The 24,954-nt window shown below is 73.7% G+C and carries 24 protein-coding genes and 1 riboswitch; of the genes, 17 read left to right on the forward strand and 7 right to left on the reverse strand.

Annotated elements, in window-relative coordinates:
• Positions 1–40: 40 nt before the first annotated feature.
• Both ACIQK6_RS03495 and ACIQK6_RS03500 read right to left on the reverse strand, forming a co-directional pair.
• Complete coding sequence (locus tag ACIQK6_RS03495; RefSeq protein ID WP_402694208.1) at positions 41–2,596, reverse strand: discoidin domain-containing protein; 2,556 nt, start codon at positions 2,594–2,596, stop codon at positions 41–43.
• A 142-nt stretch (positions 2,597–2,738) separates the two neighbouring features.
• Positions 2,739–3,302: a DoxX family protein gene (locus ACIQK6_RS03500; RefSeq protein ID WP_402694209.1), complete on the reverse strand. Its 564-nt coding sequence runs from the start codon at positions 3,300–3,302 to the stop codon at positions 2,739–2,741.
• Between the two features lie 121 nt (positions 3,303–3,423).
• Here ACIQK6_RS03500 and ACIQK6_RS03505 point away from each other — a divergent pair, with 121 nt between their 5' ends.
• Complete coding sequence (locus ACIQK6_RS03505) at positions 3,424–3,888, forward strand: MarR family winged helix-turn-helix transcriptional regulator (RefSeq protein ID WP_402694210.1); 465 nt, start codon at positions 3,424–3,426, stop codon at positions 3,886–3,888.
• Between the two features lie 76 nt (positions 3,889–3,964).
• Positions 3,965–4,258 carry a YkvA family protein gene (locus ACIQK6_RS03510; RefSeq protein ID WP_329105376.1) on the forward strand — a complete coding sequence of 98 codons (294 nt, stop codon included), beginning with the start codon at positions 3,965–3,967 and terminating at the stop codon, positions 4,256–4,258.
• A 9-nt stretch (positions 4,259–4,267) separates the two neighbouring features.
• Here ACIQK6_RS03510 and ACIQK6_RS03515 read toward each other — a convergent pair whose 3' ends face one another.
• On the reverse strand, positions 4,268–4,903 hold the full coding sequence (locus ACIQK6_RS03515) for an alpha-ketoglutarate-dependent dioxygenase AlkB (protein WP_329105373.1): 636 nt from the start codon (positions 4,901–4,903) through the stop codon (positions 4,268–4,270).
• Positions 4,904–4,956: 53 nt separating this feature from the next.
• On the reverse strand, positions 4,957–6,183 hold the full coding sequence (locus ACIQK6_RS03520; RefSeq protein ID WP_402694211.1) for a hypothetical protein: 1,227 nt from the start codon (positions 6,181–6,183) through the stop codon (positions 4,957–4,959).
• Between the two features lie 224 nt (positions 6,184–6,407).
• Positions 6,408–6,489: riboswitch (cobalamin riboswitch) on the forward strand.
• Positions 6,490–6,549: 60 nt separating this feature from the next.
• Between ACIQK6_RS03520 and ACIQK6_RS03525 the strand changes: the two genes are divergently transcribed.
• From ACIQK6_RS03525 to ACIQK6_RS03535, 3 genes are all read left to right on the forward strand, one after another.
• Complete coding sequence (locus tag ACIQK6_RS03525; protein WP_402694212.1) at positions 6,550–6,777, forward strand: CbtB-domain containing protein; 228 nt, start codon at positions 6,550–6,552, stop codon at positions 6,775–6,777.
• 12 nt (positions 6,778–6,789) lie between these two features.
• A complete protein-coding gene (locus ACIQK6_RS03530; RefSeq protein WP_329105370.1) occupies positions 6,790–7,626 on the forward strand; it encodes a CbtA family protein in 837 nt (278 codons plus the stop codon).
• Between the two features lie 94 nt (positions 7,627–7,720).
• Complete coding sequence (locus ACIQK6_RS03535) at positions 7,721–8,107, forward strand: metalloregulator ArsR/SmtB family transcription factor (protein ID WP_329105368.1); 387 nt, start codon at positions 7,721–7,723, stop codon at positions 8,105–8,107.
• Here ACIQK6_RS03535 and ACIQK6_RS03540 read toward each other — a convergent pair.
• On the reverse strand, positions 8,026–9,018 hold the full coding sequence (locus ACIQK6_RS03540) for an EamA family transporter (protein WP_329105366.1): 993 nt from the start codon (positions 9,016–9,018) through the stop codon (positions 8,026–8,028). The genes ACIQK6_RS03535 and ACIQK6_RS03540 overlap by 82 nt on opposite strands.
• A 79-nt stretch (positions 9,019–9,097) precedes the next feature.
• Between ACIQK6_RS03540 and ACIQK6_RS03545 the strand changes: the two genes are divergently transcribed.
• The 9 genes from ACIQK6_RS03545 (at position 9,098) to ACIQK6_RS03585 (ending at position 18,609) form a co-directional block, all read left to right on the forward strand.
• Complete coding sequence (locus ACIQK6_RS03545; protein WP_402694213.1) at positions 9,098–9,976, forward strand: LysR family transcriptional regulator; 879 nt, start codon at positions 9,098–9,100, stop codon at positions 9,974–9,976.
• A 155-nt stretch (positions 9,977–10,131) separates the two neighbouring features.
• Positions 10,132–11,493 (forward strand): MFS transporter, encoded by a 1,362-nt coding sequence (locus ACIQK6_RS03550; RefSeq protein WP_402694214.1) that lies wholly within the window; start codon positions 10,132–10,134, stop codon positions 11,491–11,493.
• A gap of 76 nt (positions 11,494–11,569) precedes the next feature.
• Positions 11,570–12,991: a hypothetical protein gene (locus ACIQK6_RS03555; RefSeq protein ID WP_329105359.1), complete on the forward strand. Its 1,422-nt coding sequence runs from the start codon at positions 11,570–11,572 to the stop codon at positions 12,989–12,991.
• An 85-nt stretch (positions 12,992–13,076) separates the two neighbouring features.
• Complete coding sequence (locus ACIQK6_RS03560) at positions 13,077–14,345, forward strand: MoxR family ATPase (protein ID WP_329105357.1); 1,269 nt, start codon at positions 13,077–13,079, stop codon at positions 14,343–14,345.
• A complete protein-coding gene (locus tag ACIQK6_RS03565; protein WP_402694215.1) occupies positions 14,342–15,625 on the forward strand; it encodes a VWA-like domain-containing protein in 1,284 nt (427 codons plus the stop codon). The genes ACIQK6_RS03560 and ACIQK6_RS03565 overlap by 4 nt, the downstream gene beginning before the upstream one ends.
• 65 nt (positions 15,626–15,690) lie before the next feature.
• Positions 15,691–16,278: an RNA 2',3'-cyclic phosphodiesterase gene (gene thpR / locus ACIQK6_RS03570; protein WP_329105353.1), complete on the forward strand. Its 588-nt coding sequence runs from the start codon at positions 15,691–15,693 to the stop codon at positions 16,276–16,278.
• Between the two features lie 202 nt (positions 16,279–16,480).
• The gene (dhaK, locus tag ACIQK6_RS03575; protein ID WP_329105351.1) at positions 16,481–17,485 is read left to right on the forward strand and encodes a dihydroxyacetone kinase subunit DhaK; all 1,005 of its coding nucleotides are present in this window, start codon (positions 16,481–16,483) and stop codon (positions 17,483–17,485) included.
• A gap of 51 nt (positions 17,486–17,536) precedes the next feature.
• Positions 17,537–18,151 carry a dihydroxyacetone kinase subunit DhaL gene (gene dhaL, locus ACIQK6_RS03580; RefSeq protein WP_329105349.1) on the forward strand — a complete coding sequence of 205 codons (615 nt, stop codon included), beginning with the start codon at positions 17,537–17,539 and terminating at the stop codon, positions 18,149–18,151.
• A gap of 65 nt (positions 18,152–18,216) precedes the next feature.
• The gene (locus ACIQK6_RS03585) at positions 18,217–18,609 is read left to right on the forward strand and encodes a PTS fructose transporter subunit IIA (RefSeq protein WP_329108176.1); all 393 of its coding nucleotides are present in this window, start codon (positions 18,217–18,219) and stop codon (positions 18,607–18,609) included.
• A 114-nt stretch (positions 18,610–18,723) separates the two neighbouring features.
• Here the strand turns inward: ACIQK6_RS03585 and ACIQK6_RS03590 are convergent, their stop codons facing one another.
• The gene (locus ACIQK6_RS03590; protein WP_327387022.1) at positions 18,724–19,110 is read right to left on the reverse strand and encodes an RNA-binding S4 domain-containing protein; all 387 of its coding nucleotides are present in this window, start codon (positions 19,108–19,110) and stop codon (positions 18,724–18,726) included.
• A gap of 134 nt (positions 19,111–19,244) precedes the next feature.
• Here ACIQK6_RS03590 and ACIQK6_RS03595 point away from each other — a divergent pair, with 134 nt between their 5' ends.
• The 3 genes from ACIQK6_RS03595 to ACIQK6_RS03605 all read left to right on the forward strand — a co-directional run bounded on the left by ACIQK6_RS03595 (position 19,245) and on the right by ACIQK6_RS03605 (position 22,719).
• Complete coding sequence (locus ACIQK6_RS03595; RefSeq protein WP_030730138.1) at positions 19,245–19,640, forward strand: molybdopterin-binding protein; 396 nt, start codon at positions 19,245–19,247, stop codon at positions 19,638–19,640.
• Positions 19,641–19,798: 158 nt separating this feature from the next.
• Positions 19,799–20,593, forward strand: a complete 795-nt coding sequence (gene modA / locus ACIQK6_RS03600) for a molybdate ABC transporter substrate-binding protein (protein WP_329105347.1) — start codon at positions 19,799–19,801, stop codon at positions 20,591–20,593.
• Positions 20,594–20,736: 143 nt separating this feature from the next.
• Entirely contained in the window at positions 20,737–22,719 is a 1,983-nt protein-coding gene (locus tag ACIQK6_RS03605; protein ID WP_329105345.1) for an ABC transporter permease, read from the forward strand.
• A gap of 52 nt (positions 22,720–22,771) precedes the next feature.
• On the opposite strand, the gene ACIQK6_RS03610 is transcribed toward ACIQK6_RS03605, so the two are convergent.
• Complete coding sequence (locus ACIQK6_RS03610; RefSeq protein ID WP_329105343.1) at positions 22,772–24,841, reverse strand: SpoIIE family protein phosphatase; 2,070 nt, start codon at positions 24,839–24,841, stop codon at positions 22,772–22,774.
• Between the last annotated feature and the right edge of the window lie 113 nt (positions 24,842–24,954).

Consider the following 24,954-nt stretch of genomic DNA (forward strand, 5'->3'; position numbering starts at 1 on the left):
GCTCAGGCCCCGGACACCGCTCATGGGGTCGGGGTCGGTATCAGGAGATCGTGACGAACTGACCGATGCTCGGTACGCCCTGGGCGTCGAGGGCGAAGAGCATGTAGGTCCCCGGCAGGACCACACCGGTGTCGGCGGGTACGGACACCGTGTACCTGCCGCCTCCCGCGGCGGTGGACACCACGGGAACCCGGCGCTGGTCGTTGTCGGTGGAGTGGGTCGCGGCTGCGGCCCGCATCAGGACGAAGGACGCCACCGAGCCCTGGGTGCTCACCGTGAGCGAAGCACCGGGGGCCGCCCTGGGGGGCACGCCCGCGGTGATGGCGGGCCGCGGCTTCGGCGATCCGTCCGCGTTGAGCAGGTACGGCGGGGTGAAGATCGCCCCGTCGGCGTGGTTGGTCGCGCAGTCGCCGCACAGGCCGCCGCCACCGGAGAAGATCCGCCCGTCGGGCAGCAGGTTGGCCACGCTGTGGTAGTTGCGCGGAACGGCCATGGTGGCGAGCGGGGTGAAGGCGCCGGTCGCCGGGTCCCACAGTTCGGGGGTCAGGACGGAAGTGGCGTCGCTGAACGGCACCGGATAGGCCTGACCGCCGAAGACGGCCACCTTGCCGTCGGGCAGTACCACGCTGTTGCTGAAGGCCCGGGCGTGCTCCATGTCGCCCGTGCGGGCGGCCTGGACCTGGCTGCCCGAGATGCCCACGGTGTAGGCGCGCTGGGTGGCGGGGGTGTCCTGGTAGGCGGGCGAGCCGCCCAGGGTGAGCAGTTTGCCGATGTCGTAGGCGACGGCGTTGCCGGTCATGGCGTCCGGGCTGTCGGCCCGGGTGCCGGCGGAGGTGGTGGAGCCCTGCCCAGTCGTGGAGATCCAGTTCATCTGCTTGCTCGGGCCCAGTTGCAGCACCTTGCCGCCCGAAGTGGCGTGCAGCCACATGTGGTTGTCGGCGCGGTAGGGTCCGGCCGGGTCGGCCGTGAGCGCCGGGGCGGCGGGGACGCCGGGCAGGGTGCGCCAGGTACGGGTGTCCGGGGACCAGACCTCACCGGCCTTGTCGGTGCCCGTGGCTCCGCTCCAGGACCCGCCGAGGACGAAGGCCTCGCCGGTGGAGAGCAGGGTCATGGCCTGGTAGCCGCGGGCTATGTTCATGCTCGTGGTCGCGGACCAGTTGTCGGTGGCCGGGTCGTAGATGCTCGCCTTCTCCGCGTTGCTGCCGCCGGTGACCAGCACCCGGCCGTCGGCGAGCATGGCGATGCCGGGACAGAACATGTCGTGTCCGGTGTTGTCGATGCGGCGCTGGGTGACCTTGCCGGTCTTCAGGTCCAAGATCGCGGTCTGCGTGTAGCCGTTGCTGCCGCCGAAGCGGTCGACGGCGTACGCGGACCAGGCCAGGAGCTTGTCGCCGGGCAGGGCGGCGGTCGCCACCGGCACCAGCGGGAAGCCGGTGATCTTGCCCCAGGAGCCGTGGACGGCCGGGCTGGCCGGACCGCTCAGGCGGATCTCGCCCGCGGAGGTCCACGGTCCGCGGCCGCCCGCCTCGCTGGTCACGGTCAGCCGGACGAAACGGGCGGATGCGGCGCGGGTGAAGGTGGCGGTCTTGACGGTGTCGTCGTCCCGCCAGGTGCCCACGGCCACCGGTGTGCCGAAGGTGACGCCGTCGGCGCTGGTGGCGATGGCGTACGCACCCGCGCGCCCGTTGGGCCCGGTGGAGCGGGGGTGGTAGACGAGGGCGGAGACGACCTCGGTGCGGTGCATGTCGATGGTGATGCTGTGCGGCAGCGGGGTGGGAGTGGGTGCGTACTTGCTGTGCCAGATGGTGTTGTCCTTGCCGTCCAGCACGTTGGCCGCGCGGCCGTTCTCGCTGCCCGTCTCCTCGTCGCTCGCCGTGGCCGTCCATCCGGCGCGGGACAGGTCGATGGTGGCCGCCGGGGTGCCGGGGTCGCCCAGCAGGTCGATCTCGGCGGCGGAGGACCAGGGTCCGCGGCCGCCCGCCTCGCTGAGCGCGGTCAGCCGGACGAACCGGGCGCCCTGGGGGGCGAATCCGAGGGTCTTGGTGCTCGCGTCGTCCGCGAGCGTGCCGGTGGCGACCGGCGTCGCCCAGTTCAGCCCGTCGGTGCTGAGGCTGATGCTGTACTCACCGACGCGCCCGTTGGGACCGTTGGTCCGGGGACGGTAGACGAGGGCGGAGACGACCTCGGTGCGGTGCATGTCCACGGTGATGACGTGCGGCAGCGGGGTGGGGGTGGGAGCCCACTTGCTGTGCCACATGGTGGCGGTGTTCCCGTCGAGGACGTTGGCCGCGCGGCCGTTCTCGGCGCCCGTCTCCTCGTCGCTCGCCGTGGCCGTCCATCCGGTCCGGTCGAGGACCGGAGCCGTCGGCTCCATCGCGTTCGCGGGGACGATGCCGTGGTGCGGCGATTGTTTCGCCGTCTGCTGGTAGAAGGGCACGGACGCGGGACGGGGTGCCGGTGCGCGGCCGGCTGCTGCCGTGCTCGTGACCACGAACCACGGGGTCAGGCCAATCAACAGGGAGCCGAGGCCGAGAGCGATGAGCAGGTGGGAGCGGCGTATCGCGCGGTGAAGGGCGAGGAAGCGCCTGGACTGCAATCTGACCTCCTGGGGCGAACTGATGTGCCCCGTAGAACATAGGTGAGCACAGCAGCAAGCCGCTTGGAGTCAAAGAGAGTTGGCGCAAATCCACATGGCCGGTCGCCATCGGTGGACGGTCGCGCTCGACGGCTCAGTCGCGTTAGTCGCGGACGAGGAGCAGTACGACGGCGAGGACCACACCGAGGGCGAGAGCGAGGGCGCCGTGCGCGAGGCGGTGGCTCCGCAGGACGGGCAGGAAGCGGTCGACGGCGCACCGTCCCGGGCCGGTGAGGGCGAGGGCCGCGGCGCCCACGGTCAGCAGCAGCTCGTACTCGATGCCCTCCGGGGCGAAGAAGGCGCCGGCGCCGTGGACGGCGATCGCGTTGATGAGGGTGCCGACGACGGCGGCCCCGGCAAGCGGGGTGAGCAGTCCGAGGGCGAGGCCGAGCCCGCCGAGGGTCTCGGTGAGGCCGGCGAGGACCGCCATGGCGTCACCCGCGGGGTAGCCGCTGGCGGTGAAGAACTGGCCGGTACCACTGATGCCGCCGCCCCCGAACCAGCCGAAGAGCTTCTGCGATCCGTGCGCCGCCATGGTCAGGCCGAGGACCAGGCGCAGGAGGAGCAGGCCGGTGTCGTGGCCCGGGGTGGAGGGGGCGGAGGTCTCGGGGTGTGCGGCCGACGCGGCGGCCCGCGGCTTCGTCGCGGTGACGGAGGGGGTGGTCATCGGGGGGTCCTTCCGGTCGGGCGGCCCGGTGGGAGGCAGGGAAGAGTTGTTCAAATTCGAACCGCTAGGCCCCGACCCTAACCATTGATTCAAATTGGAACAACCCGTGTAGTCTGGGGCCATGGCTGAACCGAGATGGCTGGACGACCGCGAGATGCGCGCCTGGAGCGGCTTCCTCGCCGCATCGGCCCTGGTGAACCGCCGTCTCGACCAACAGCTCAAGGACGACGCCGGGCTCTCGCACCCCCAGTACGAGATCCTCGTACGGCTCGCCGCGGCACCCGGGCGCGAGCTGCGGATGACCGAGCTCGCCAACGGCCTGATCAACTCCAAGAGCGGGCTGACCTACCAGGTCACGCAGATGGAGAAGGCCGGCCTGGTCCGCCGCCGCAGCTGCCCCTCCGACGTGCGCGGCGTCTTCGCCGTCCTCACCGACGCCGGCCGCGCCAAGCTGGAGGAGGCCGCCCCCGGGCACGTGGCGACCGTCCGGGAGGTGCTCGTCGACGTCCTCACCCCCGAGCAGCTCGAGGCGCTCGCCGACGGGCTGGGCGAGGTCGGCCGCCGACTGCGCGGCCAGGACGCCTGAACGGATCCGGCCACTGTCCGGGCGGGGCGGCCACCGCCCATGCATGGCGGCCCGATATCGGGGGTATAGGGCCGCCATGGACGGAAAGGTCTGGCTCGCCCTGGGCACGGTGATCGCGGTGGGACTCGCGATCGCCGCGGCCGTTCTGCTCGTACGGGTCTTCGCGGCCCGGCGGCTGCTGGTCGATGCGGGGATCCCGCTGCACGACAAGGCCTTGTTCTGGGCCGCGGTGATCTACACCGTCTCGCCGGTGGACCTCATCCCGGACCCGGTGTACTTGGACGACATCGGGATCCTGCTGCTGGCCCTGCGCTCGCTGCACGCGGCAGCCGCGGCCGTCCGCTCCCCGAAAGAGCCCGGCGCCGTCTGAGCCGAGGGGTCAGCGGACGCCGTGGGGACGGAACTGGATGCTGATGCGGGGGCCGACGGCCCGCGCCGACTTGGGCACGGCGTGCTCCATGGTCCGCTGACAGGAGCCGCCCATGACCACGAGGTCGCCGTGGCCCAGGGGCAGTCGCAGCAGGGTGGCACCGCCGTCGCGGGGGCGGAAGGCGAGGTCGCGCGGGTCGCCGACGGAGACGATGGCCACCATGGTGTCCTCGACCCGAGATCGGCCGGTCCGGTCGCCGTGCCAGGCGACGCTGTCGCGACCGTCCCGGTACAAACACAGACCCGCGGTGGTGAAGGGCTCGCCGAGCTCGGTGGCGTAGTGACCGGTCAGCACCTCGCGGGCCTCCGTCAGCGAGGGATGGGGCAGGGGCTCGTCCGCGGCGTAGAAGGCCAGCAGCCGGGGCACCTCCACCTCCCGCTCGTACATCTGGCGCCGTTCGGCGCACCAGGGCACATCGGCGGCCAGCCGCTCGAAGAGCGCGTCGGCGCCGCTCAGCCAGCCGGGCAGGTGGTCGACCCAGGCCCCGGCCCCGAGGTCGGTCCGCCGCATCCCGTCGAGGCGGCCGAGCCGGATCTCGTCGCCCTGGTCGAAGAGGGAACCCTGAAGGCCCCGGACTGCGTGCATAGACCCAGCCTAACCCCGACAATCAAACATGTGCTCGAATGGCGCGCCGCGACTCAATCCTGCGGCACGTCGCCCGGCCCCGGGCCGGGCGACGTGCCGCACAGCAGGGTGAGGACCACGGAGACCTCGTCGGCCGAGTGCTCACCGCCGACCGGCGCCGCCGCCTCGCCTTCGCCCTGCGGCTGCTGCTCGCCGTTCCCTTCCTGCTGTTCGCCGTCCACCCGCCCGCCCCGGTGGCGACCGTCGCCGTGTTCCTCGCCGGCGTCGGATTCGCGGCCACCCTGCCCCTCCAGGAGCAGCTCCTCGAACTGACCCCCGACGTCGTCCGCGGTCAGGTCCAGGGGGTCGAGTCGGCCGGTCGGATGACCTGGCAGGGCATCGGCGCCGCCATCGCCGGGGGCCTGGCCCAGTGCGTCGCCCCGGGCACCGCGATCGCCGTCGTCGCCGAGCAGGTCCCCGAGGAGCATGCCCGCCGACGCGGCGGCGAGGAAGACCCCCGCCCGGCCGGGGTCGTAGGACAGGAACAGGGCCTCGCAGCCGACGATCAGACCGTTCGGGACCCACAGGTTCACCAGCAGCCTCCGGCGGCCGGGGTGGGCGAACAGCTCGACGTTCGTCGTCCAGGTCCGGCGCAGCCCGGGGCGGCGGGTGAACCGGATCGAGCGTTCCCGGACGGTGACGGCCGCGACGACCGTCCCGAGGGCGGTCAGGGCCGCGGCGACGACGAAGACCCGGTACGGGCCCAGGTACCGCAGCAGTACGGCGCCGACGGCGTAGCCGGCGATCACCGTGGCGCCCGAGGTGACGTTCATCAGCGAACGGGCGGGCGCGTAGGCGGAGCCGGGCACCACCTCGGCGAGCAGGCCCAGCCGAGTGCCGGTGCCGAGGGACTGGAAGAAGCCCAGGGTCAGCAGTAGGGCGAACCGGGCCGCGAGCGGCAGCCCCGGGACCGCCTGGGCGGCGACGCCCACCAGCGAGACGAGTTGGAGCAGGAGGAGGGTCCGGCGGGGCCGCTCGCCGTCCGCGACGGACATCAGCGTGAGCGCGCCGAGCACCGCCGCGAACGTGGCGCCGTACATGCTCACGGCCGTCAGGAACGGGGAACCGGTCCGGTGGTTGACCAGTGTGCCGAGCGCGAAACCGGACAAAGTGCTCGCAGTGACGGTGAGGGCGAAGCTGAAGTACAGGCCGCTGAACTCCTTGTTGCGGAGCAGGGCGCGGTAGCCGGTGGTGGCGGAGGTCGGAGGTACGGCAGGGGTGGCGGTCCGGTGTGAAGGCATGAAAAAAGCCTCCGGACGTGTACACGGGGCACGCACGCCGAAGGCTGACGGGGTCATCCTAGCAGTCCTGCCGGTCCAGTTGACGGACACTTCGAATCCCGCAGGCCCCACCGGACCCGCGTTACCGCAGCGTAGGCGTGTGATCAGGAACTCACGGTCTTGGCCGCGGGCCCGCCACGCGGTAGCGTCAACGCGACATAAAGACATAGCGACGACGGCGAGACGGAAGCCCGGTGTGAATCCGGCATGGTCGCGCCACTGTGTGCTGCGACGGCATCTCCATGATGGCGTCACAGCGAGTCAGACCCGAGGACCGTCGTCCTGCACCACCGTATGGGACGCGTTGTTCCCCGAGGAGGTTCCATCATGGCCGAGGCTCTCGCTTCCGCTGCCGTATCCACCCCCGCCGGCTCCCTGTCGGCCCCGCTGCCCGTGCGCGCGGTGCTGCCCTGGGCGCTCTTCGTCGGTCTCCTGATGCTCGTCGCCCTGTACTTCGTCGGTGCCGAACAGGGCGCCACGGCCCTGTTCGCCGGTGAAGGCGTGCACGAGTGGGTGCACGACGGTCGCCACCTGCTCGGCTTCCCCTGCCACTGAGAGGCCACGCACATGTACGCCTCTACTGTCAGAGGACTGCTGGTCCGCGGCATGCTCGCGGGCCTGATCGCGGGGCTGTTCGCCTTCGCGGTCGCCTACGTGGTCGGTGAGCCGCCGGTACGGGGTTCCATCGCCGTGGAAGAGGCCCAGGCCGCCCAGGACGCCGCGAGCGCCCCGAGCGCGCACGCCGGGCACGGCGGTGACGCCGCGTCGGGCGAGGCCGCCGAGGAGGAGGAAGAGCTGGTCAGCCGGCCGGTCCAGTCGACCGTCGGCCTGGCCACCGGTGTCCTGGTCTACGGGGTCGCGCTGGGCGGCATAGCCTCGCTCGCGTTCTCGTTCGCCCTCGGCCGCGTCGGCGGGTTCAGCCCGCGGGCCACGGCGGCGCTCACCGGGGCGGGCGCGTTCACCCTGGTCTACCTGGTGCCGTTCCTGAAGTACCCGGCCACCCCGCCGGCGGTCGGCAACCCGGACACGATCGGCCAGCGCACCACGCTGTTCTTCCTGATGATCCTGCTGAGCGTGTTGCTCGGCGTCGGTGCGATCATCCTCGGGCGGCGGCTGGCACCGCGCCTGGGCAACTGGAACGCGACGCTGACCGCGAGCGCCGGCTTCATCGTCGCCGCCGCCCTGGCGTTCGTGTTCCTGCCGGACAACAGCGACGCCGTCCAGCCCGGCTTCCCCGCGGCCCTGCTGTGGGAGTTCCGGGTCGCCTCGCTGGCCGTCCAGCTCGTCCTGTGGGCCGTGTTCGCCGTCGTCTTCGGCGTCCTCGCCCAGCGGCTCCTGGCCGCGCGCGCCGACGGCGCGCACGAGACGGCTCCGGCTCAGCAGGAGGCACCCGCGCTCGGCTGACACCGGCCGCGACGCCTGTGCCCGGGCCCCGCCGACCCCCTCTGGGGTGGCGGGGCCCGGGCATGTGCGCGCAGCAGCGCCCTACGATGTGCGCATGAGTGCGGGCAGGCATCTGGCAGGTGCACACGTTGCGCAGATCGCGCCGGGCGCGCCGGACACCCCGGACACGCCGGAGCGGGGCGACCGGCTGGAAGCCGCCGCGTCCGTGCTCGCCCTGCTCGCCGACCGCACCCGCCTGGCCCTGATGGCGCGCCTCGGCCGGGGCGAGGCCGATGTCACCACCCTCACCGAGGCCTGCGGAGCCGCCCGCCCCTCCGTCAGCCAGCACCTCGCCAAGCTCCGGCTGGCCGGGCTGGTCACCACCCGCAAGGACGGCCGCCGGGTCGTCTACGCCCTCGGTCACGGGCATTTGCGGCGGCTGGTCGACGAGGCCCTGAACGTCGCCGACCACCAACTCGGTTCCCTCCCTCCGCACGACTGACCGCGGAACGAACGGCCCCGGAACGAATGACCGCCGCGCGCCGGAAGCTGTCCCGCCACGATCGCGGCGAGCGCGAGCCCGAAGCCCACGAGTTGCACCGCGCCCAGTGTCTGGCCGAGCAGCACGGCCCCGAGCAGTGCGGCGACCAGCGGCGAGAGCAGGCCGAGCACCGCGGCGGAGGTGACGGGGAGGCTACCGATGCCCTGGAACCACAGGACGAAGGTGGCCAGGCCGCAGACCAGGGAGAGCCAGAGGTAGCCGAGGACGGCCGTCGGGCCGATGGTGGGCGGCGCCCCTTCGGCGAGGAAGGTGACGGGAACGAGGAACAGGCCGCCGACCGTGAGCTGCCAGCCGGCGAAGGCGGTGGGGCCCATGCCGGCGGGCCGCCCCCAGCGCTTGGTGAGCGTCACCCCGAGGGCCAGCGTGGCCGCGGCGGCCAGGCCCGCGGCGATGCCCACGGTGTCGAACGCCGCGTCCGGGCCGATCACCACCAGACCGATGCCCCCGACGCCGATCACACCCCACGTCAGGCGCCGGACGGAGGGGCTCTCGTGGAGGAGGGTCACGGCCAGCACGGCGACCATGAGGGGCATGGCCGCCGTCAGTGTGGCGGCCACACCTCCGGGCAGGCGTTCGGCCGCGACGAACAGCAGCGGAAACAGCAGTCCGATGTTCAGCGTGCCGAGCACCACGACGCGCCCCCACCATGCTCCCCGCGGCGCCGTACGGGTGAGCGCCAGGGCGATCAGGCCGGCGGGCAACGCCCTGAGCAGGCCCGCGAACAGGGGATGTCCCGGCGGCAGCAACTCGGTCGTGACGATGTAGACCGTCCCCCACGTCAGGGGGGCGAGCGCGGTCAAGAGGGTGCGGGGCAGGTTCCCACGGGCCGTCCGTGCGGCTGGACTTGTCATGTTTCGGAGTCTCACGGGGCCCGATCGATGAGTCCAACACATGTTTGTCAGCCCATCGATCGTGATCCACGATGGATCGATGGAGCTCCAGCAGATGCGCTACGTCCTCGCCGTGGCCGAGACGAACAGCTTCACCCGGGCCGCCGAGCGGTGCCTGGTCGTCCAGTCCGCGCTCAGTCACCAGATCGCACGCCTGGAACGGGAACTGGGCGCGCGGCTCTTCGAGCGCACCAGCCGCCGGGTGCGGCTGACCCCGGCCGGCGAGGCGTTCCTCCCGGCCGCCCGTCAGTGTCTGGACGCCGCCGAACGGGCGGCCGCCGAGGTCGCGGCGGCCGTCGGGGAGGTACGCGGGCGGCTCGCCGTCGGGTTGATCCCGACCGTCGCCGCGGTCGACGTCCCGGGGGCGCTGCGCGACTTCCGCCGGCAGTACCCGCACGTACGCGTCAGCCTGCGGGTGGGCGCGAGCGAGGACCTGGTCGAGCGGGTCCGGGAAGGGGTCCTCGACGTGGCCTTCCTGGGGCTGCCCACCACCGTCCGGCCCCGGGGCGTCGCGGCCCGCGAACTCGCCCGGGACCGGCTCGTCGCCGTGGTCGCTCCGGACCATCCGCTCGCTGCCGAACCGGCGGTCGACCTGCGCAGGCTCTGCCGCGAGGTGTTCGTGGACCTGCCGGCCGGGACGGCCGGACGGGTCCAGTCCGACCTGGCCTTCTCGGCCGCCGGTCTCACCCGTGACGTCGCCTACGAGGTCACCAGCGCCGACTACATCGCCCGCCTCGTGGAACCGGGCCTCGCCGTGGCCATGCTCCCCTCCGCCTACGCGCCCCGGCTCGCCGGCGTGGCGACCGTCGAGGTGACCGACGCCCCGGCCCGCGTGGAGTTCGCCGTCTGGAGCCGCACCGGCCGTACTCCGGCGGCGGCCGCCTTCCTCACCGCCCTCGACGACCACGTCCTCGCGTAGCGGGCGGCCGCGCCGTCGACCGCGACGCCCGCCCGCCCGCCCGCCCGCCCGCCCGGAACGGCGTACAACAGGTGCACAGGTACGCACATGTTGACTAGGCTGGATCCGACTGGATCCGCCGCGCTGTCATCGATCTGCCGACCGGGACGGGGACCGTGCTGTCCGTACTGCGCAACGGCACCTACCGCCGCCTGTTCACCGCTCAGGTCATCGCCCTGGTCGGGACCGGCCTGGCCACCGTCGCACTGAGCCTGCTCGCCTACGAGCTCGCGGGCGAGCGCGCCTCGGCGGTTCTCGGTACCGCCCTCGCGATCAAGATGACCGCCTACGTCACCATCGCACCGGTGATCGGCGCGGTCGCCGACCGCATCCCCCGCCGCGTCCTGATGACGGCCATGGACCTGACCCGCGCCGGTGCGGCGCTGGCCCTTCCGTTCGTCACCGAGATCTGGCAGATCCACCTCCTGGTCTTCCTGCTCCAGGCGGCATCGGCGGTCTTCACCCCGACCTTCCAGGCCGTCCTCCCGGAGATCCTGCCCGCCAAACGCGACTACACCCGGGCCCTGTCGATGACCCGGCTCGCCTACGACCTGGAGAGCCTCTTCAGTCCGGTCCTGGCCGCGGCGCTGCTGAGCCTGGTCACCTACGACTGGTTGTTCGCCGGCACGGCCGTCGGCTTCCTCGCCTCCGCCGCCCTCGTCGTCGCCACGGCGCTGCCCGGGCCCGCCCCGGTCGAACGCACCGGCGGCTTGCGGACCAGGGCCGCCCTCGGCACCCGCCTCTTCCGGGCCACGCCCCGGCTGCGGGCCCTGCTCGCGCTCGACCTCGCGGTCGCCGCCGCCGGGGCCGTCGTCCTCGTCGACACCGTCTCCCTGGTGCGCGGCCACCTCGACCGCCCGGCCGGCGCCGTCCCGCTCGCCCTCGGGGCGTACGGCGCCGGCTCCATGGTGACCGCGCTGCTCCTGCCCCGCCTCCTGCGGTCCTCCACCGACCGCGCGGTGATGCTCCGTGCCGCCTTCGCCCTCCCCGTGGCCCTGGCGGCCGGGGCCGCACTCGCCGCGACCGGCCCGCGCACGTGGTCCTGGCCCGCGCTCCTGGCCGTCTGGGCCGCGATCGGCGCCGCCTGCTCCGCCGTCCAGACCCCGGGCGGCCGGGTGATCCGCCGCTCCACCGCCGACGCGGACCTGCCCGCCGCGTTCGCCGCCCGCTTCTCCCTCTCCCACGGCTGCTGGCTGCTCACCTATCCGCTGGCCGGGTGGCTCGCCGCGGGGGCGGGGCTGCCGCTGACCGTCCTGCTCCTGGGCACCGTGGCCCTGAGCGCCACCACGGCCGCGGCGGTGATCTGGCCGGCTCGGGATCCGTACCGGCTCGAGCACGTACACCCCGACCTCCCGCCCGAGCACCCGCACCTCGCCGACGCCCGCCCGGCCACGGGCGGTTGGCGGCACGGGCACCACTACGTCATCGACCGGCACCACCCCCGCTGGCCCGGAAAAACACCTGGCCGATCGGGCTGACCGGCGTTACGATCACCGCGATGACCACTCACTCCCTTCACAGATCGGGGGTCCCGTCCACGCAAGGTGAGCGCTGATGCCCACCGAGAACGTGCACGGGGAATCCCGCCTCTCCCTCTGGCTCCGCGTACGCGAGTACGCCGTGCCGGCGTCCATGATCGAGACCGCGACCGCCCGCCGCTCCGCCGGGGACTGGGCCGGGGCCTGCGCCGCCGCAGGCGTCGACGTCGATCTCGATCTCCGTTTCCTGGCTCGCTCGCGCGGCCACGAACTCGCGGCCCGGATCCGGGCCGACCTTCGCCACCTGGCACCCGACCTGTTGCGCTGGCACCTGCCGCGCATCGCTCCCGACGGGCTGCTGCGCCCCGGGCTCACCGTCACGCTGGCCCGGTACGACACGGCCGCGGGCGACGACCCGGATGCCGTGCACCCCGTACGCACCGTGCACCTCGTGGCCAGGACCGCGCCCGCTTGGGCGGACGGCGGTCAGCGGATCAGCCTCGCGCTGTGGGACGGATCCCGCTCCGAGGAAGGCCGTCGGGGAGACCCGCGCCACGGGCCCCGTCCCGACCGCCGGTTCCGGCTCGACCTGCACCGCCACCTGTGGGACGCCCGCAGGGCCGACGAGCTGCGGGTCCGGTCCGGGGCCGACCGGCCACCCGCCGAAGGCCTTCCCCCACCGGACCCCGAGCTCCTGGCGGCGCTCCCGCAAGGGCACCGGTGCGCCGTCGACCGGTGGGCCGCCGAGGCCGCGATCCTGCTCCGCGCCGAGGGCCGGACCACCGGCGCCGTCGCGGTGCGGCTGGGGGCCCGGCAACCGCTGGTGCTGGACCTGGCCGCGGACGGCCCGGGACCGCCCGCGGTGCGGATCGGGGCGGCGCCCGCCGACGGCAGCGCCTCCGCGCTGCCGTACCTGCCCGACGCGGCGGTCTGGACCCTGCCCGACCTGGACCTGATCCGTACCGGATCCATCGAGGCCGAACGGCTGCACCCGCTGGTCGCCTCGGCACTCGTACCGGACCTCGCGCCGACCGGACCGGCCGGGACCGCGGACCGCGCGGGGCAGCCCCGCCTCGTCGAGTGCCGGGGCGCCCGGCACCGCATCGGCCTGGTCGACGGGGTACTGGCCGCGCTGGACCACGACCCGGCCGAGATCCGCCGGGAGGAACTGCTGGCCGCGCTGACCGGCACTCCGCTTCCCTGCCTGCGGGCCATCGACGCGGCGCACCGTCGGCCGGACTGCCTCACCGGGGTCCGCGAACGCCTGGACCACGGCGACGTAGCCGGGGCGCTGGCCGTGGTGGAAGCCCTGCTCGGCCCCGACGCCCTGCTGCGCGCCGGGGCCCTGCGGGACGAGCTGGAGGCAGCCGCGCTACGACGGATCACGTACGGGCTGTTCCGGGCGGGCCTCACCGGACCCGGCCCCGGCCGGATCCCCCCGCCAGCACGCCGCCCGCGGGACCACCGGCTCCACCCGCGCCGGGCGCACGCCCGCTGACCCCGGGGCGCTCGCCCCTCTCCTCCTCTCCGTCTTCCCTCCCGGACCACCCCCGTTCCTCACGAACCCACATAGGTGAGCACCCATGCCCTCGCACGTCCCGTTCCCCGCCACCGACGTCACCGCCCCCGCCCCCGCCTCGCTGGACGTCGCCGAGCAACTGCTGGCCCTGCTGAGCGACACCACGACCGAACCGCGCCCCGACGACCAACTGGAGGCCCTGACCCTTGCCGTGGCCGCCGACCTGCCGGTGCTCCTGTGGGGTGAGCCCGGCATCGGCAAGACCGCGGCGCTGACACAGCTCGCCGAGAGCCTGGAACTGCCCCTGACCACGGTGATCGCCAGCGTGCACGAGCCGTCCGACTTCTCGGGCCTGCCCGTCGTCGGAGACGATCCCGCCGAGCAGGGCGTCCCGATGGCCCCGCCGGACTGGGCCGTGCGACTCGTACGGGCCGGGCGCGGACTGCTGTTCCTCGACGAACTGTCCACGGCGCCGCCGGCCGTCCAGGCCGCCCTGCTCCGACTCGTGCTCGAACGCCGGATCGGCTCGCTCCAACTGCCTCCCGGCGTAAGGATCGTGGCCGCCGCCAACCCGCGGGGCTCGGCGGCCGACGGTTGGGAGCTCAGTCCGCCCCTGGCCAACCGGTTCGTCCACCTCCAGTGGACCCACGACCACGACGTCGTGCTCCGCGGACTCGGCGGAACCTGGCCCCGGGCGACCCTGCCGCGCTTGGACGCCGAGAGGCTGCCCGCGGCCGTGGACCGCGCCCGCCGTGCGGTCTGCGGGCTCCTCACCACCCGCCCCGCGCTCGTGCACCGGCTGCCCACCACCGAGACCCGTCGGGGAGGCGCCTGGCCGTCGCCCCGCAGCTGGGACATGACGATACGTCTGCTCGCCTTCGCCCACGCGGCCGGCTCCTCCGGAGAAGTGGTCTCCCTTCTCGTCAGGGGCACGGTGGGGGACGGTCCGGGGCTGGAGCTGCTGGCCTCCTTGGACCGGATGGACCTCCCGGACCCCGAGGAGCTGCTCGCCGACCCGGCCGGCGCTGACCTGCCCGAGCGGGGAGACCGGCGCCAGGCCACGCTCGACGGCGTGGTGGCCGCGGTCCGCAGGCGCCCTGACAAGTCCCGCTGGGACGCGGCGTGGGCACTGCTGGTCCGGGCGCTGGAGACCGGAGCCCCCGACCTGGTGGTCGTCCCCGCGACCACCCTCGCCACGCTGCGCCAGGAGGACTGGGACGTGCCGGAGTCGATCGAGCGGCTCGCCGGAGTGGTGACCCTGTCCCGGCGGGCGGACCTGTCGCGGGAGCGCGCGGCGGCACGGACCGGTGACCCGGTGGGGGCCGACCGATGAACGCACCGACGACGACGGCGCAGCCGACGGGGGCGGAGTCGACGGGGGCGCTGGACCTCGACAAGCTCTTCGCGGCCCGGCTGCACGCCGCCCGGGTCCGGCCCTATCTGGCGACGGCTCTGTTCGCCCTGCACGCCGTGGAGTCACGGCAGGTGCCGACGATGGCCGTCGACCGCCACTGGCGGTGCTACGTCTCACCGGGGTTCGTGGACCGGACGCCGGTGGAGGAGCTCGCCGGGGTCTGGGTCCACGAGGTGTCCCACCTGCTGCGCGACCACCACGGACGCGGCGACCGGGTCGCCCGGGAACGCGGGCTGACCGGCCCGGGCGAACGGCTGCGGATGAACATCGCCGCGGACTGCGAGATCAACGACGACGCGTACGGCGAGGGGCTGGTACGCCCCGAAGGTGCGCTGGTGCCGGAGGACCTGGGGCTGTCCCCGGGCGAGCTCATGGAGGACTACCTGCGGCAGTTCCGGCTCGGACCGCTGACGCAAGAGCTGGTCTGGCTGGACTGCGGCAGCGGCGCCGACGGTCTGGAACGCGAGTGGGACCTGGGGCCGGACGGCGCGCACGGCCTCAGCGCGCAGGAGCAGGACGCGGTCCGGTTCCGGGTGGCGCAGGGGATCAACGGCCGTCCGGGGAGCGCACCCGCGGGGTGGCAGCGGTGGGCCGAGGAGGCGTTCCACCCGCCGCAGCCCTGGCGGGAGTTGCTGGGCGCTGCGGTCCGGTCGGCGGCCTCCGGTGCGGGGGCGGGCGAGGACTACAGCTACGCCCGGCCCTCCCGGCGCTCGACCGCGCTGCCCGGCGTCGTGCTCCCGAGCCTGCGGCGCAGACCGCCCCGCGTCTGCGTGGTCATCGACACCTCCGGTTCGGTCAGCGACGCCGAGCTGGGCAGTGCGCTGCTGGAGGTCGCCGCGATCGCCCGCGCCGTGGGCGGCCGGAGCGACATGGTCAGCGTGGTGCCGTGCGACGCGGCGGCCCGGATCGTGCACCCGCTGTGCAGCGGCGAGGGCATCCCGCTGCTGGGCGGCGGAGGGACGGATCTACGCACCGGATTCGCCAAGGCGCTCGGCACGGGACCCCGGCCCGACGTGATCGTGGTCCTGACGGACGGACAGACCGCCTGGCCGGACACTCGACCACCGTGCCGCACGGTGGTGGGCCTCTTCCACCGGAACCGGGGGAGCCGTTGGCGCGAGGACGACCCCGACTACGTGCCGGACGCCCCGCCCGCCTGGGCCCGCGTGGTGACCATCGGATCCCCCGGCGCCCACTGACCCGCACCCGCACCCGCACCCGGCAGAAGGTGACGGAACGTGCCCGGACAGGATACGAAGACCTCGTGAACGAAAAGACCCAGGCAGCGACCGTCCGCGTGTTCATAGCGCTGGCCCCGCCCGACGACGCGAAGGAAGAGCTGGAACAACGGCTGCGGCCGGCCTACGCCGCGTACCCGCGCATGCGCTGGAACCGCATCGAGGACTGGCACATCACCCTGGCCTTCCTCGGCGAGCTCCCGGTGACCGCCCTCGAACTCCTGCGGCCGCCGCTCGCGGAGCTGGCCCGGGCCCGGCGGCCCTTGCGGCTGGCGCTGCGCGGCGGCGGGCACTTCGACGAGCGGGTCCTGTGGACCGGGATCGACGGAGACCTCGAAGGGCTGCACCTCCTCGCCTCCGAGGTGCGCGCCGCGGTCACCGACTGCGGCATCCCCTTCCACGGCCGGCCCCTGCGCCCCCACCTGACGCTGGCCCGCTCCCGCCGCCACGACACCACCAGCGCGGTGGAGGCGGCCACCGGACTCGACGCGTTCACCGGCCGCCCGTGGGAGACCCGGCGCCTGCACCTCGTCGGGAGCAACACCGGCCGCGGCCCCGGCCCCATCCACTACCGCGACATCCAGGCCTGGCCCTTCGAGGGCGTCGACGGTTGACACCGGCCTCGCCCCCGCGCGCGGGACCGGCGCGGGTTCGCACCACGGGTTCGCACCACGGGTTCGCGCCACGGGTTCGCGCCACGGCTTCCTCCCGGTCGGCCGCCCGGCCTCGTATCGTGGCGACGGACGGACCGCCCGCGAGGGTCCGCCGGTGGTCCGGCCCGAGCCGAACACCCGCCGAAGGACCGGATGGAGTGGCATGACGATGCTGATCAACAGCCCGCAGACCGTGGTCACCGACGCCCTGCGCGGGATGGCGGCCGCCCATCCCGAGCTGGACGTCGACGTGGAGCGGCGGGTGGTCGCACGGCGGGACGCCCGGTCGGGCGGGCGGGTCGGGGTGGTGTCCGGGGGCGGATCCGGGCACGAACCGCTGCACGCCGGGTTCGTGGGGTACGGGATGCTGTCGGCCGCTTGCTTGGGCGAGGTGTTCACGTCGCCGGTGCCCGAACAGATGGTGCGGGCGGCCGCGGCGGTGGACTCCGGCCAGGGGGTGCTGTTCGTCGTCAAGAACTACACCGGGGACGTGCTGAACTTCGAGATGGCCGCCGAACTCGCCGAGGAGGACGGCCTGCGGATCGAGCGCGTCCTGGTCGACGACGACGTCGCGGTGACCGACAGCCTGTTCACCGCCGGGCGCCGCGGCACCGGTGCCACCCTGTTCGTCGAGAAGATCGCCGGAGCGGCCGCCGAGGAGGGCGCTCCGCTGGAGCGGGTCGCCGCGCTCGCCCGGCAGGTCGATGCGTGCTCGCGGAGCTTCGGGGTGGCGCTGAGCGCGTGCACCACTCCCGCGAAGGGCAGCCCGACCTTCGACCTGCCGGACGGGGAGCTGGAGTTGGGCATCGGCATCCACGGCGAACCGGGCCGGGAGCGCCGCCCGATGATGTCGGCGCGGGAGATCGCCGAGGTCGCGGTGGGCGCCGTACTGGAGGAGCTGGCCCAGATCGGTCCGGCCGACGGGCCGGTGCTGGCACTGGTCAACGGGATGGGAGCGACACCGCTGCTGGAGCTGTACGGGTTCCACGCGGAGGTGGCGCGGGTACTGGCCGAGCGCGGGGTGCCGGTGGCGCGGGCGCTCGTCGGAAACTACGTCACGTCGCTGGACATGGCGGGGTGTTCGGTGACCCTGTGCCGGGCGGACGAGGAGGTGCTGCGGCTGTGGGACGCGCCCGTCCGGACCGCGGCGCTGCGCTGGGGTCTGTGAACGTATGGTGTCGGTGGAACCGGCCTGACGGGTGCGAGGCGAGGAGATCCGGTGCGTGACGCAGAGTTCTTCCGGCGCTGGATGGTGGCCGCCGCGGCCGCGGTGGAGCGGGAGGCGGACCGGCTGACCGAGCTCGACTCCCCCATCGGCGACGCCGACCACGGGAGCAATCTGCTGCGGGGGTTCACGGCCGTGATCGCCGCCCTGGAGACGGAACCGACGGCGGCGACGCCGGGAGCGGTGCTCCAACTGTCCGGGAGGACGCTGATCGGGACGGTCGGCGGGGCGTCGGGACCGCTGTACGGAACCTTGCTGCGGCGCACGGGCAAGGCGCTCGGGGAGTCGGCCGAGGTGTCCGACGCGGAGCTGCGCGAGGCCCTGTCGCAGGGGGTCGCGGCGGTGGCGCAGCTGGGCGGGGCGGCTCCCGGGGACAAGACGATGCTGGACGCGCTGGTGCCGGGAGTGGCCGCACTGGGCACGTCGTACCGGGCGGCCGGGAACGCGTCGCAGGACGGGGCGCTGGCGACGGTTCCGATGCGGGCGCGCAAGGGGCGGGCCAGCTATCTGGGCGAGCGGAGCATCGGCCACCAGGATCCCGGGGCGACCTCATCGGCGCTGCTGCTGGGGACGCTGGCGGACGTGGCGGAACCGGCGGGCGCACGGTGACGGGCGGGCACGCGGCGCCCGACTCCCCTTCCGGCTCCGGCCCCGGATCCGCACCCGGCCCGGCCCTGGTCGGCATCGTGCTGGTGTCGCACAGCGCGCGGGTCGCGGAGGCGGTGGCGGAGCTGGCCCGCGAGCTGGCGGCCGGCGGCCCCGTGGCCCCGTTGGCCGCGGCGGGCGGCACGGCGGTCGGTGGGCTCGGCACGAGCGCGGAGCGGATCCTCACGGCCGCCCGCGAGGTGGACCGGGGTGCCGGGGTGGCCCTGCTGGCCGATCTGGGCAGCTCGGTGCTGACGGTGAAGGCCCTCCTGATGGAGGACGAACTCCCGCCGGGTTCCCTGCTGTTGGACGCACCGTTCGTCGAGGGCGCAGTGGCGGCGGTGGTGACCGCGTCCACCGGAGCGCCGCTGGCGGCGGTCGCGGCGTCCGCCGCCGACGCGTACACGTACCGCAAGGTCTGACCGAGCCGACGCCCCGACCGACCGAAGGCACGTCCGTGGGACGAGCCCGACCGGCCGGTGGGCCCAACCGGCGGGCACCGCGGGCAGGCCGACCGGGCCCCTGCGGGGACGGCCCTACGGACGTCCGCGGAGGGTTTCGATCTCGCGGCGCTCGCGCTTCGTCGGACGGCCGGCTCCCCGGTCGCGGATGCCGACCACGGCGGCCTCCACGGGCGTGGGCGGCGGCGGGCTGTTGTCGATCAGGCATTCGGCGGCGATCGGGGCGCCGACCCGCTTGGACACGGGCCGCTTGACGACGACGATCCGCTCGCGCCCCGCGTGGAAGAGGCGCACCTCGTCCCCCGCGCGCACGGGCTGCGCCGGCTTGGCGCGCTCCCCGTTGACCTTCACGTGGCCCGCCCGGCAAGCGGTCGCCGCGATCGAGCGGGTCTTGGTCAGGCGCACGGACCAGATCCACGCGTCGACCCGTACCGTGCCCGTTCCCGTTCCCTCATCAGCCATGCCCCGACTCTAGCGAGCCGGGCCCGGCAGAACGGAACGAGTTTTGGCAGATGCGCCAAGGAGTATGGCATCTGCCATGGAGATCAGGCCAAGAGAATTGCAAATGCGCCACACGTACCCATACGTTGTCGCCCATGCAGTCCTACACCATCGGACAGGCGGCGCGTCTGCTGGGCGTCAGCCCGGACACCGCCCGCCGCTGGGCCGACGCCGGCCGGGTCGTAACCCATCGCGACGAAGGCGGCCGGCGCCTGATCGACGGACGCGACCTGGCCGCCTTCTCCGTCGAGGTGGGCCAGGGCGCCCACCTCGAGGACGGGGAACCGTACACCTCGGCGCGCAATGCCTTTCCCGGCATCGTCACCGCCGTCAAGCTCGGCGACGTGGCCGCCCAGGTCGAGATCCAGGCAGGTCCCCACCGCCTGGTCTCCCTACTCACCCGTGAGGCCGTCGAGGAGCTCGGGCTGGAGGTCGGCATGCAGGCCACCGCCCGCGTGAAGTCCACCAGCGTGCACATCGACCGCACCTGATCCGGACGGCGCCGCCCGCCGACCACCCGCGGTCCCCCCGCACCACCCGCTCAACAGCACCGAACGTCCCCACCCGCTCCGCCCGTCACCGGCGCGGGTCACCACCGCGCGGTTCCGGCAGAAGGCCGGCCGCCGACCCGACCGAGGAGCATCTGCTCATGTCCCCGACCACGATCCGCCGCCCTACCGCCGCCGCCGTGCTGACCGCCGCCCTGCTCGTGCCGCTGGCCGCCTGTGGCAAGAGCGACGACAAGAAGGCCGCCGCCGGGACCATCCCCGAGCCGAAGGCCGTGAACCTCACGGTGCTGGCGGCCTCCTCCCTCACCGACGTCTTCAAGACCGCGGGTGAGGAGTACCAGAAGACCCGCCCCGGCACGAAGATCACCTTCTCCTTCGCCGGTTCGCAGGAACTCGCGGCCCAAGTCAAGCAGGGCGCCCCGGCCGATGCTCTGGTCACCGCCGACACCAAGACCATGGACGGACTGAAGGCCGAGACCGGCGACGCCACCGTCATCGCCAAGAACCGCCTGGTCATCGCGGCCGGCAAGGCCAACCCGTTCAAGATCGACGAACTCAAGGACCTCGCCGACACCAAGATCAAGGTCGTGCTCGCCGCGCCCGAGGTCCCCGTCGGCCGCTACAGCAAGCAGATCCTCGACGCCCAGAAGATCGAGGTGAAGCCGGTCTCCCAGGAGCCCAACGTCCGTGCCGTCCTGAGCAAGGTCGAGCTCGGTGAGGCCGACGCCGGTCTCGTCTACAAGACCGACTCCGCCAAGTCCGGCGACAAGGTCGTCGCCGTGGAGATCCCGGACGACCAGAACGCCGTGGCCTCCTACCCGGCCGCCACGCTGAAGCAGTCCAAGAACGCCACGGAAGCGGCCGCCTTCGTGGCCTGGCTGAGCACCCCCGAGGCGCAGAAGATCCTCCAGGACGCGGGCTTCCAGAAGGCGTAACCGCCGGACGGACCCACACCCCCTGAGGGGCTGCCTGAACCGGGGGGACAGGCAGCCCCTCTCGGCGTTCTCGCGGACGGGCCCCGAACCCCCGCCGGCCGCCCCTGCTTCCCCCACAGCCGACACCCCAGCCAGGAACCCTGATGAGCAGACTCCGCAGCCGAGCCGGCACCCGCAGCGGCATACGCGCCCGTACCCGTGCCCGTCGCACCCGGCCCCCGCTGGCCCTGACGCTCCCCGCGCTGCTCGCCGTCGCGTTCCTGCTGCTGCCGCTCATCGGCATCCTCGTCCGCACCCAGTGGGGCGAACTCGGCGCCCACCTCACCAGCCCCGGCGTGGTCGAGGCCCTGCAACTCTCGCTCCTGGTGTCCTTGTGGGCGCTGGCCCTCTCGCTGCTCCTCGGCGTGCCGCTCGCCTGGCTGCTGGCCCGGGTGGAGTTCAAGGGCAAGGCCCTGGTCCGCTCCCTCGTCCTGCTGCCGATGGTGCTGCCGCCGACCGTCGGCGGCGTGGCCCTGCTCCTCGGCTTCGGTCGGCGCGGACTGCTCGGCCCCTGGCTGGAGGGCACGTTCGGGATCACCCTGCCCTTCCACACGTCGGGCGCCGTGGTCGCGGCCACGTTCGTCGCCATGCCGTTCCTGGTGATCAGCCTCGAGGGCGCCCTCGGCGGTCTCAAGCAGAGCTACGAGGAGACCGCCGCCTCGCTCGGCGCCTCGCCGGTCCGGGTGTTCTTCACGGTGACCCTGCCCATGGTCGCCCCCGGCCTGATCGCCGGTGCGGCGCTGACCTGGGCCCGCGCGCTGGGCGAGTTCGGGGCGACCATCACCTTCGCCGGCAACCTGCCCGGCACCACCCAGACCCTGCCGCTCCAGGTGTACCTGCTGCTGCAGGACAAGCCCGAGGCCGCCACCTCCGTCTCGTTGCTGCTCCTCGCGATCGCCATGGCCGTACTGATCGCCCTGCGCGGACGCTGGACGGGCACCCCGGTGGCCCGCGAGGCCGTTGCGACGCCGGTCCCCGAGGAGCCCCTCACCTCCGACGCCCGCACCACCGTCACCGACGGCGGCGACGCCGCGCCGTCCCACGACGGCGGTCGCTGGCCCCTGCACGCCACCGTCACGGGCTTCAACGAGCTCACCCTCGACGCCGAACCCGGCACCACCATCGCCGTGGTCGGCGAGAACGGCGCCGGCAAGACCACCCTGCTGCGCGCCCTGCTCGGCCTCACCCCGCGCGCCCACGCCGAACTGCGGCTCGGCGACGACGACGTGACGACCCTGCCCCCGCACCAGCGCCAGGTGGCCTGGGTGCCGCAGGACGGGGCGCTGTTCCCGCACCTGACCGCCGTGGCCAACACCGCGTACGGGCTGCGCGCCCGCGGGGTGCCGCGCGCGCAGGCCCGCCGCGAGGCCCAGGCCTGGCTGAACCGGCTGGGCGTCCAGCACCTCGCCGACCGCAGGCCCGCCCAGCTCTCCGGCGGCCAGGCCCAACGGGTGGCACTGGCGCGGGCGCTGGCCGCCCGCCCCCGCCTGCTGCTCCTGGACGAACCACTGGCCGCGCTCGACCAGACCACCCGGGCCCGGGTCCGGCACACCCTGCGCACCCACCTGGCCGACTTCGGCGGCGTCTGCCTCATCGTCACCCACGATCCCGTCGAGGCCGTCTCCCTGGCCGACCGGGTCCTCGTACTGGCCCACGGCCGGGCCCTGCAGGACGCACCGCCCTCGGAGGTCACGCGCAATCCGCGCTCCCCGTGGGTCGCCCGCATGTTGGGGCGCAACGCCTGGCCGGGCACTGCGTCGGCCGACGGGCTCGCCCTCGTGGCGGGCGGTCGGCTGGTGGTCGCGGAGACGCTGCCCGAGGGGGCGAAGGCGCTGGCGATCATCGCTCCGGAGGCGGTGTCGGTGCACCGGGACCGCCCGGGCGGCAGTCCCCGCAACGTCTGGCCGGGCACCGTACGGGAGATCACCGCGGTCGGCAGCCGGCTGCGCGTGCTGATCGCCTCGGCGAAGGCGCCCGACCTGGTCGCCGAGATCACCCCCGACGCGGCGGCCGAACTGGGCATCGTGGACGGCGCCGCGGTGTGGACGAGCGTGAAGGCCACCGAGGTCACGCTGGTACGGCTCTGACGGCGCGAACCGGAACCGGGCTCGGGGCCGCCCGGCCCGCGGCCGACGGTCTTCAGCCGGCGTCCTCCGGGGCGGCCAGGGCGAACTCGCACCAGACGCACTTCCCACCGCCCCGGGGCTCCACGCCCCACTCGTCGGCGAGCCTGTCCACCAGCATCAGCCCGCGCCCCGAAACCGCCCAGTCGCCCGCCTCGCGCCGCCTCGGCAGGGCACTGCTGCCGTCCTCGACCTCGATCCGGATCCGTCCCTGGGCCGTGAGCCGCATGCTGACGTGGCCGCCACCGTCCGTGTGGACCAGGGCATTGGTCATCAGCTCGTCCGCGGCCAGTTCGATCTCGTCGGCCCGGTGCCGTGCTCCCCAGGCGGCCACCGCCGCCCGGATCAGGTGCCGGGCCAGCGCCGGGGCCTTCGTATCGCCCGGTTCCAGGCGCTGCTGCAGCGGACCCCCGCCGCGCGCGGTGGGGGTGCCGCGGCGGCGCAGCACGAGCATGGCCATGTCGTCCCCGCCGCCCGAGTCGCCGACCAGGTCGCACAGCACGTCGGCGAGTTCCTCCACGTCGATCGGGCCGCTGTGGACCGCCGCCATGAACTCCCTCATGCCGGTGTCCTGCTCGGCGCCGGGGCGTTCGATCAGGCCGTCGGTGCACAGCAGCAGGGTGTCCCCGGGGTGCAGTTCGAGGCTGGTGACGGGGTAGCCCGAGCCGGTCCCCGGTTGCTCGCGGGGCGGCAGGCCGAGCGGCAACCCGCCGGCCACCTGAACCCGGTGGACGCTGCCGTCGCCGCGCCGCACGACGGGGTCGATGTGCCCGGCACGGACCATCCGGGCCATCCCGGTGGTCAGGTCCACCTCGGCGTACGTACAGGTGGCGAACCGTTCCGTCTCCAGTTCGCGCAGGAAGGCCGAGGCCCGGGCCATCGCCGCGCCCGGCGTGTGCCCCTCGACGATGTAGGCGCGCATCACGATGCGCAGCTGCCCCATGACGGCGGCCGCGTCCGTGTCGTGTCCCTCGACGTCGCCGATCATCACCCCGACCCGGCCCTCGCCGAGCGGGACCACGTCGTACCAGTCGCCGCCGATGTCCCGGCCCATCCGCGCGGACCGGTACCGTACGGCGATCCGCGCGCCCGGCACCTCCGGGATCCGGCGCGGCAGCATGGCTCGCTGGAGCCCCTCGGCCAGGTCGTGCTCCTGTTCGAAGAGGATGGCCCGCTGGAGGCTCTGCGCGACGCCGCTGCCGAGCGCCATCAGCAGGTTCCGCTCCTCGGCGGTGAAATCGCCGTCCCGCGCGTACAGCAGACCGAGCGCCCCGATGGGCCGCCCCTGGGCGATCAGCGGGAGGTAGACGCCGCTGCGGACGGACAGCGGCTCGATGTACGGCCACAGGTCCGGGTAGCCCTGCTGGAACTCCTCCCGGGAGACGAGGAAGAGCGACTGCATGGTGCGTACGGCCTCGCTCATCGGGAGCTGCGCGTCGATCCGCGTGTACTCGATCTCGGGCACGTACGAGCCGAGCTGCCCCTCCGCGACCAGGTGGATGCGGCCGCCGTCGACGACGCCCAGCATCACGCTGACGGCGCCGAGGTGGCCGAGGGCCTGCGGGTCCTTGAGGACGTCGGTCACGTCGTTGACGGTGCGGGCGTGCGCGAGGATGGCGGTGGTCCGCTCCACCACGCCGGTCATCCGGCGCCGTCCCTCGATCTCCTCACCGGCGGCACCGGGTTCGCCGGGGTCGTGGGCGGCGTCGCGGAGGATCCCGATGACGCGGTACGAGCGACCGGACGGGTCCCGCAGGATGTGCCCCTGGATGTGGGTCCAGGCAGGCGAGCCGTCGCGCCGGCGGCTGCGGACGTAGGCGCCGTAGTGGCTCCGGCCGTCCTTGATCGCCTGCGCGACCCGGGTGTCGAGCCGGGCCTCTTCACCGGGGGCGAGGCGGATCCGGAGCCCGCCGGGGGTCCCGTCGTATTCGTCCGGGCGCAGGTCCAGTACCTCGAGGGCGGTGGGATCGAGATGCATCCGACCGCTGTCGAGGTCCCAGTCGAAGGTGCCCATGCGATTGAGCGCGAGGCTCGTGTCCGGCCGCGCGGGCCAGCCGACGTCGGAGTTCTCTGCCCTACGGGCCATGCAGCCAGGGTCTCACTCCCGCCCGCCGGTGTCCCTGCGGGAGGCCCGGCCACCCTCCGTGCCCGGCCCGACACTCCCGCGGGAGCACCGCCGGCGCTGCGGTCGGCGGAGGA

Source organism: Streptomyces sp. NPDC091682 (assembly GCF_044756625.1).
In the GTDB taxonomy this organism is placed as follows: Bacteria; Actinomycetota; Actinomycetes; order Streptomycetales; family Streptomycetaceae; genus Streptomyces.

What these genes read in the sequence shown, in the direction of transcription:
- ACIQK6_RS03500 (WP_402694209.1), bottom strand. Translation starts at nt 3,302, where the DNA reads ATGACCACCCCCTCCGTCACCGCGACGAAGCCGCGGGCCGCCGCGTCG.
- ACIQK6_RS03595 (WP_030730138.1), top strand. Translation starts at nt 19,245, where the DNA reads ATGCAGTCCTACACCATCGGACAGGCGGCGCGTCTGCTGGGCGTCAGC.
- ACIQK6_RS03520 (WP_402694211.1), bottom strand. Translation starts at nt 6,183, where the DNA reads ATGCCTTCACACCGGACCGCCACCCCTGCCGTACCTCCGACCTCCGCC.
- ACIQK6_RS03545 (WP_402694213.1), top strand. Translation starts at nt 9,098, where the DNA reads ATGGAGCTCCAGCAGATGCGCTACGTCCTCGCCGTGGCCGAGACGAAC.
- ACIQK6_RS03555 (WP_329105359.1), top strand. Translation starts at nt 11,570, where the DNA reads ATGCCCACCGAGAACGTGCACGGGGAATCCCGCCTCTCCCTCTGGCTC.
- ACIQK6_RS03560 (WP_329105357.1), top strand. Translation starts at nt 13,077, where the DNA reads ATGCCCTCGCACGTCCCGTTCCCCGCCACCGACGTCACCGCCCCCGCC.
- ACIQK6_RS03510 (WP_329105376.1), top strand. Translation starts at nt 3,965, where the DNA reads ATGGACGGAAAGGTCTGGCTCGCCCTGGGCACGGTGATCGCGGTGGGA.
- ACIQK6_RS03515 (WP_329105373.1), bottom strand. Translation starts at nt 4,903, where the DNA reads ATGCACGCAGTCCGGGGCCTTCAGGGTTCCCTCTTCGACCAGGGCGAC.
- ACIQK6_RS03610 (WP_329105343.1), bottom strand. Translation starts at nt 24,841, where the DNA reads ATGGCCCGTAGGGCAGAGAACTCCGACGTCGGCTGGCCCGCGCGGCCG.
- ACIQK6_RS03505 (WP_402694210.1), top strand. Translation starts at nt 3,424, where the DNA reads ATGGCTGAACCGAGATGGCTGGACGACCGCGAGATGCGCGCCTGGAGC.
- ACIQK6_RS03540 (WP_329105366.1), bottom strand. Translation starts at nt 9,018, where the DNA reads ATGACAAGTCCAGCCGCACGGACGGCCCGTGGGAACCTGCCCCGCACC.
- ACIQK6_RS03565 (WP_402694215.1), top strand. Translation starts at nt 14,342, where the DNA reads ATGAACGCACCGACGACGACGGCGCAGCCGACGGGGGCGGAGTCGACG.
- ACIQK6_RS03535 (WP_329105368.1), top strand. Translation starts at nt 7,721, where the DNA reads ATGAGTGCGGGCAGGCATCTGGCAGGTGCACACGTTGCGCAGATCGCG.
- ACIQK6_RS03530 (WP_329105370.1), top strand. Translation starts at nt 6,790, where the DNA reads ATGTACGCCTCTACTGTCAGAGGACTGCTGGTCCGCGGCATGCTCGCG.
- dhaK (WP_329105351.1), top strand. Translation starts at nt 16,481, where the DNA reads ATGACGATGCTGATCAACAGCCCGCAGACCGTGGTCACCGACGCCCTG.
- ACIQK6_RS03605 (WP_329105345.1), top strand. Translation starts at nt 20,737, where the DNA reads ATGAGCAGACTCCGCAGCCGAGCCGGCACCCGCAGCGGCATACGCGCC.
- modA (WP_329105347.1), top strand. Translation starts at nt 19,799, where the DNA reads ATGTCCCCGACCACGATCCGCCGCCCTACCGCCGCCGCCGTGCTGACC.
- ACIQK6_RS03525 (WP_402694212.1), top strand. Translation starts at nt 6,550, where the DNA reads ATGGCCGAGGCTCTCGCTTCCGCTGCCGTATCCACCCCCGCCGGCTCC.
- ACIQK6_RS03590 (WP_327387022.1), bottom strand. Translation starts at nt 19,110, where the DNA reads ATGGCTGATGAGGGAACGGGAACGGGCACGGTACGGGTCGACGCGTGG.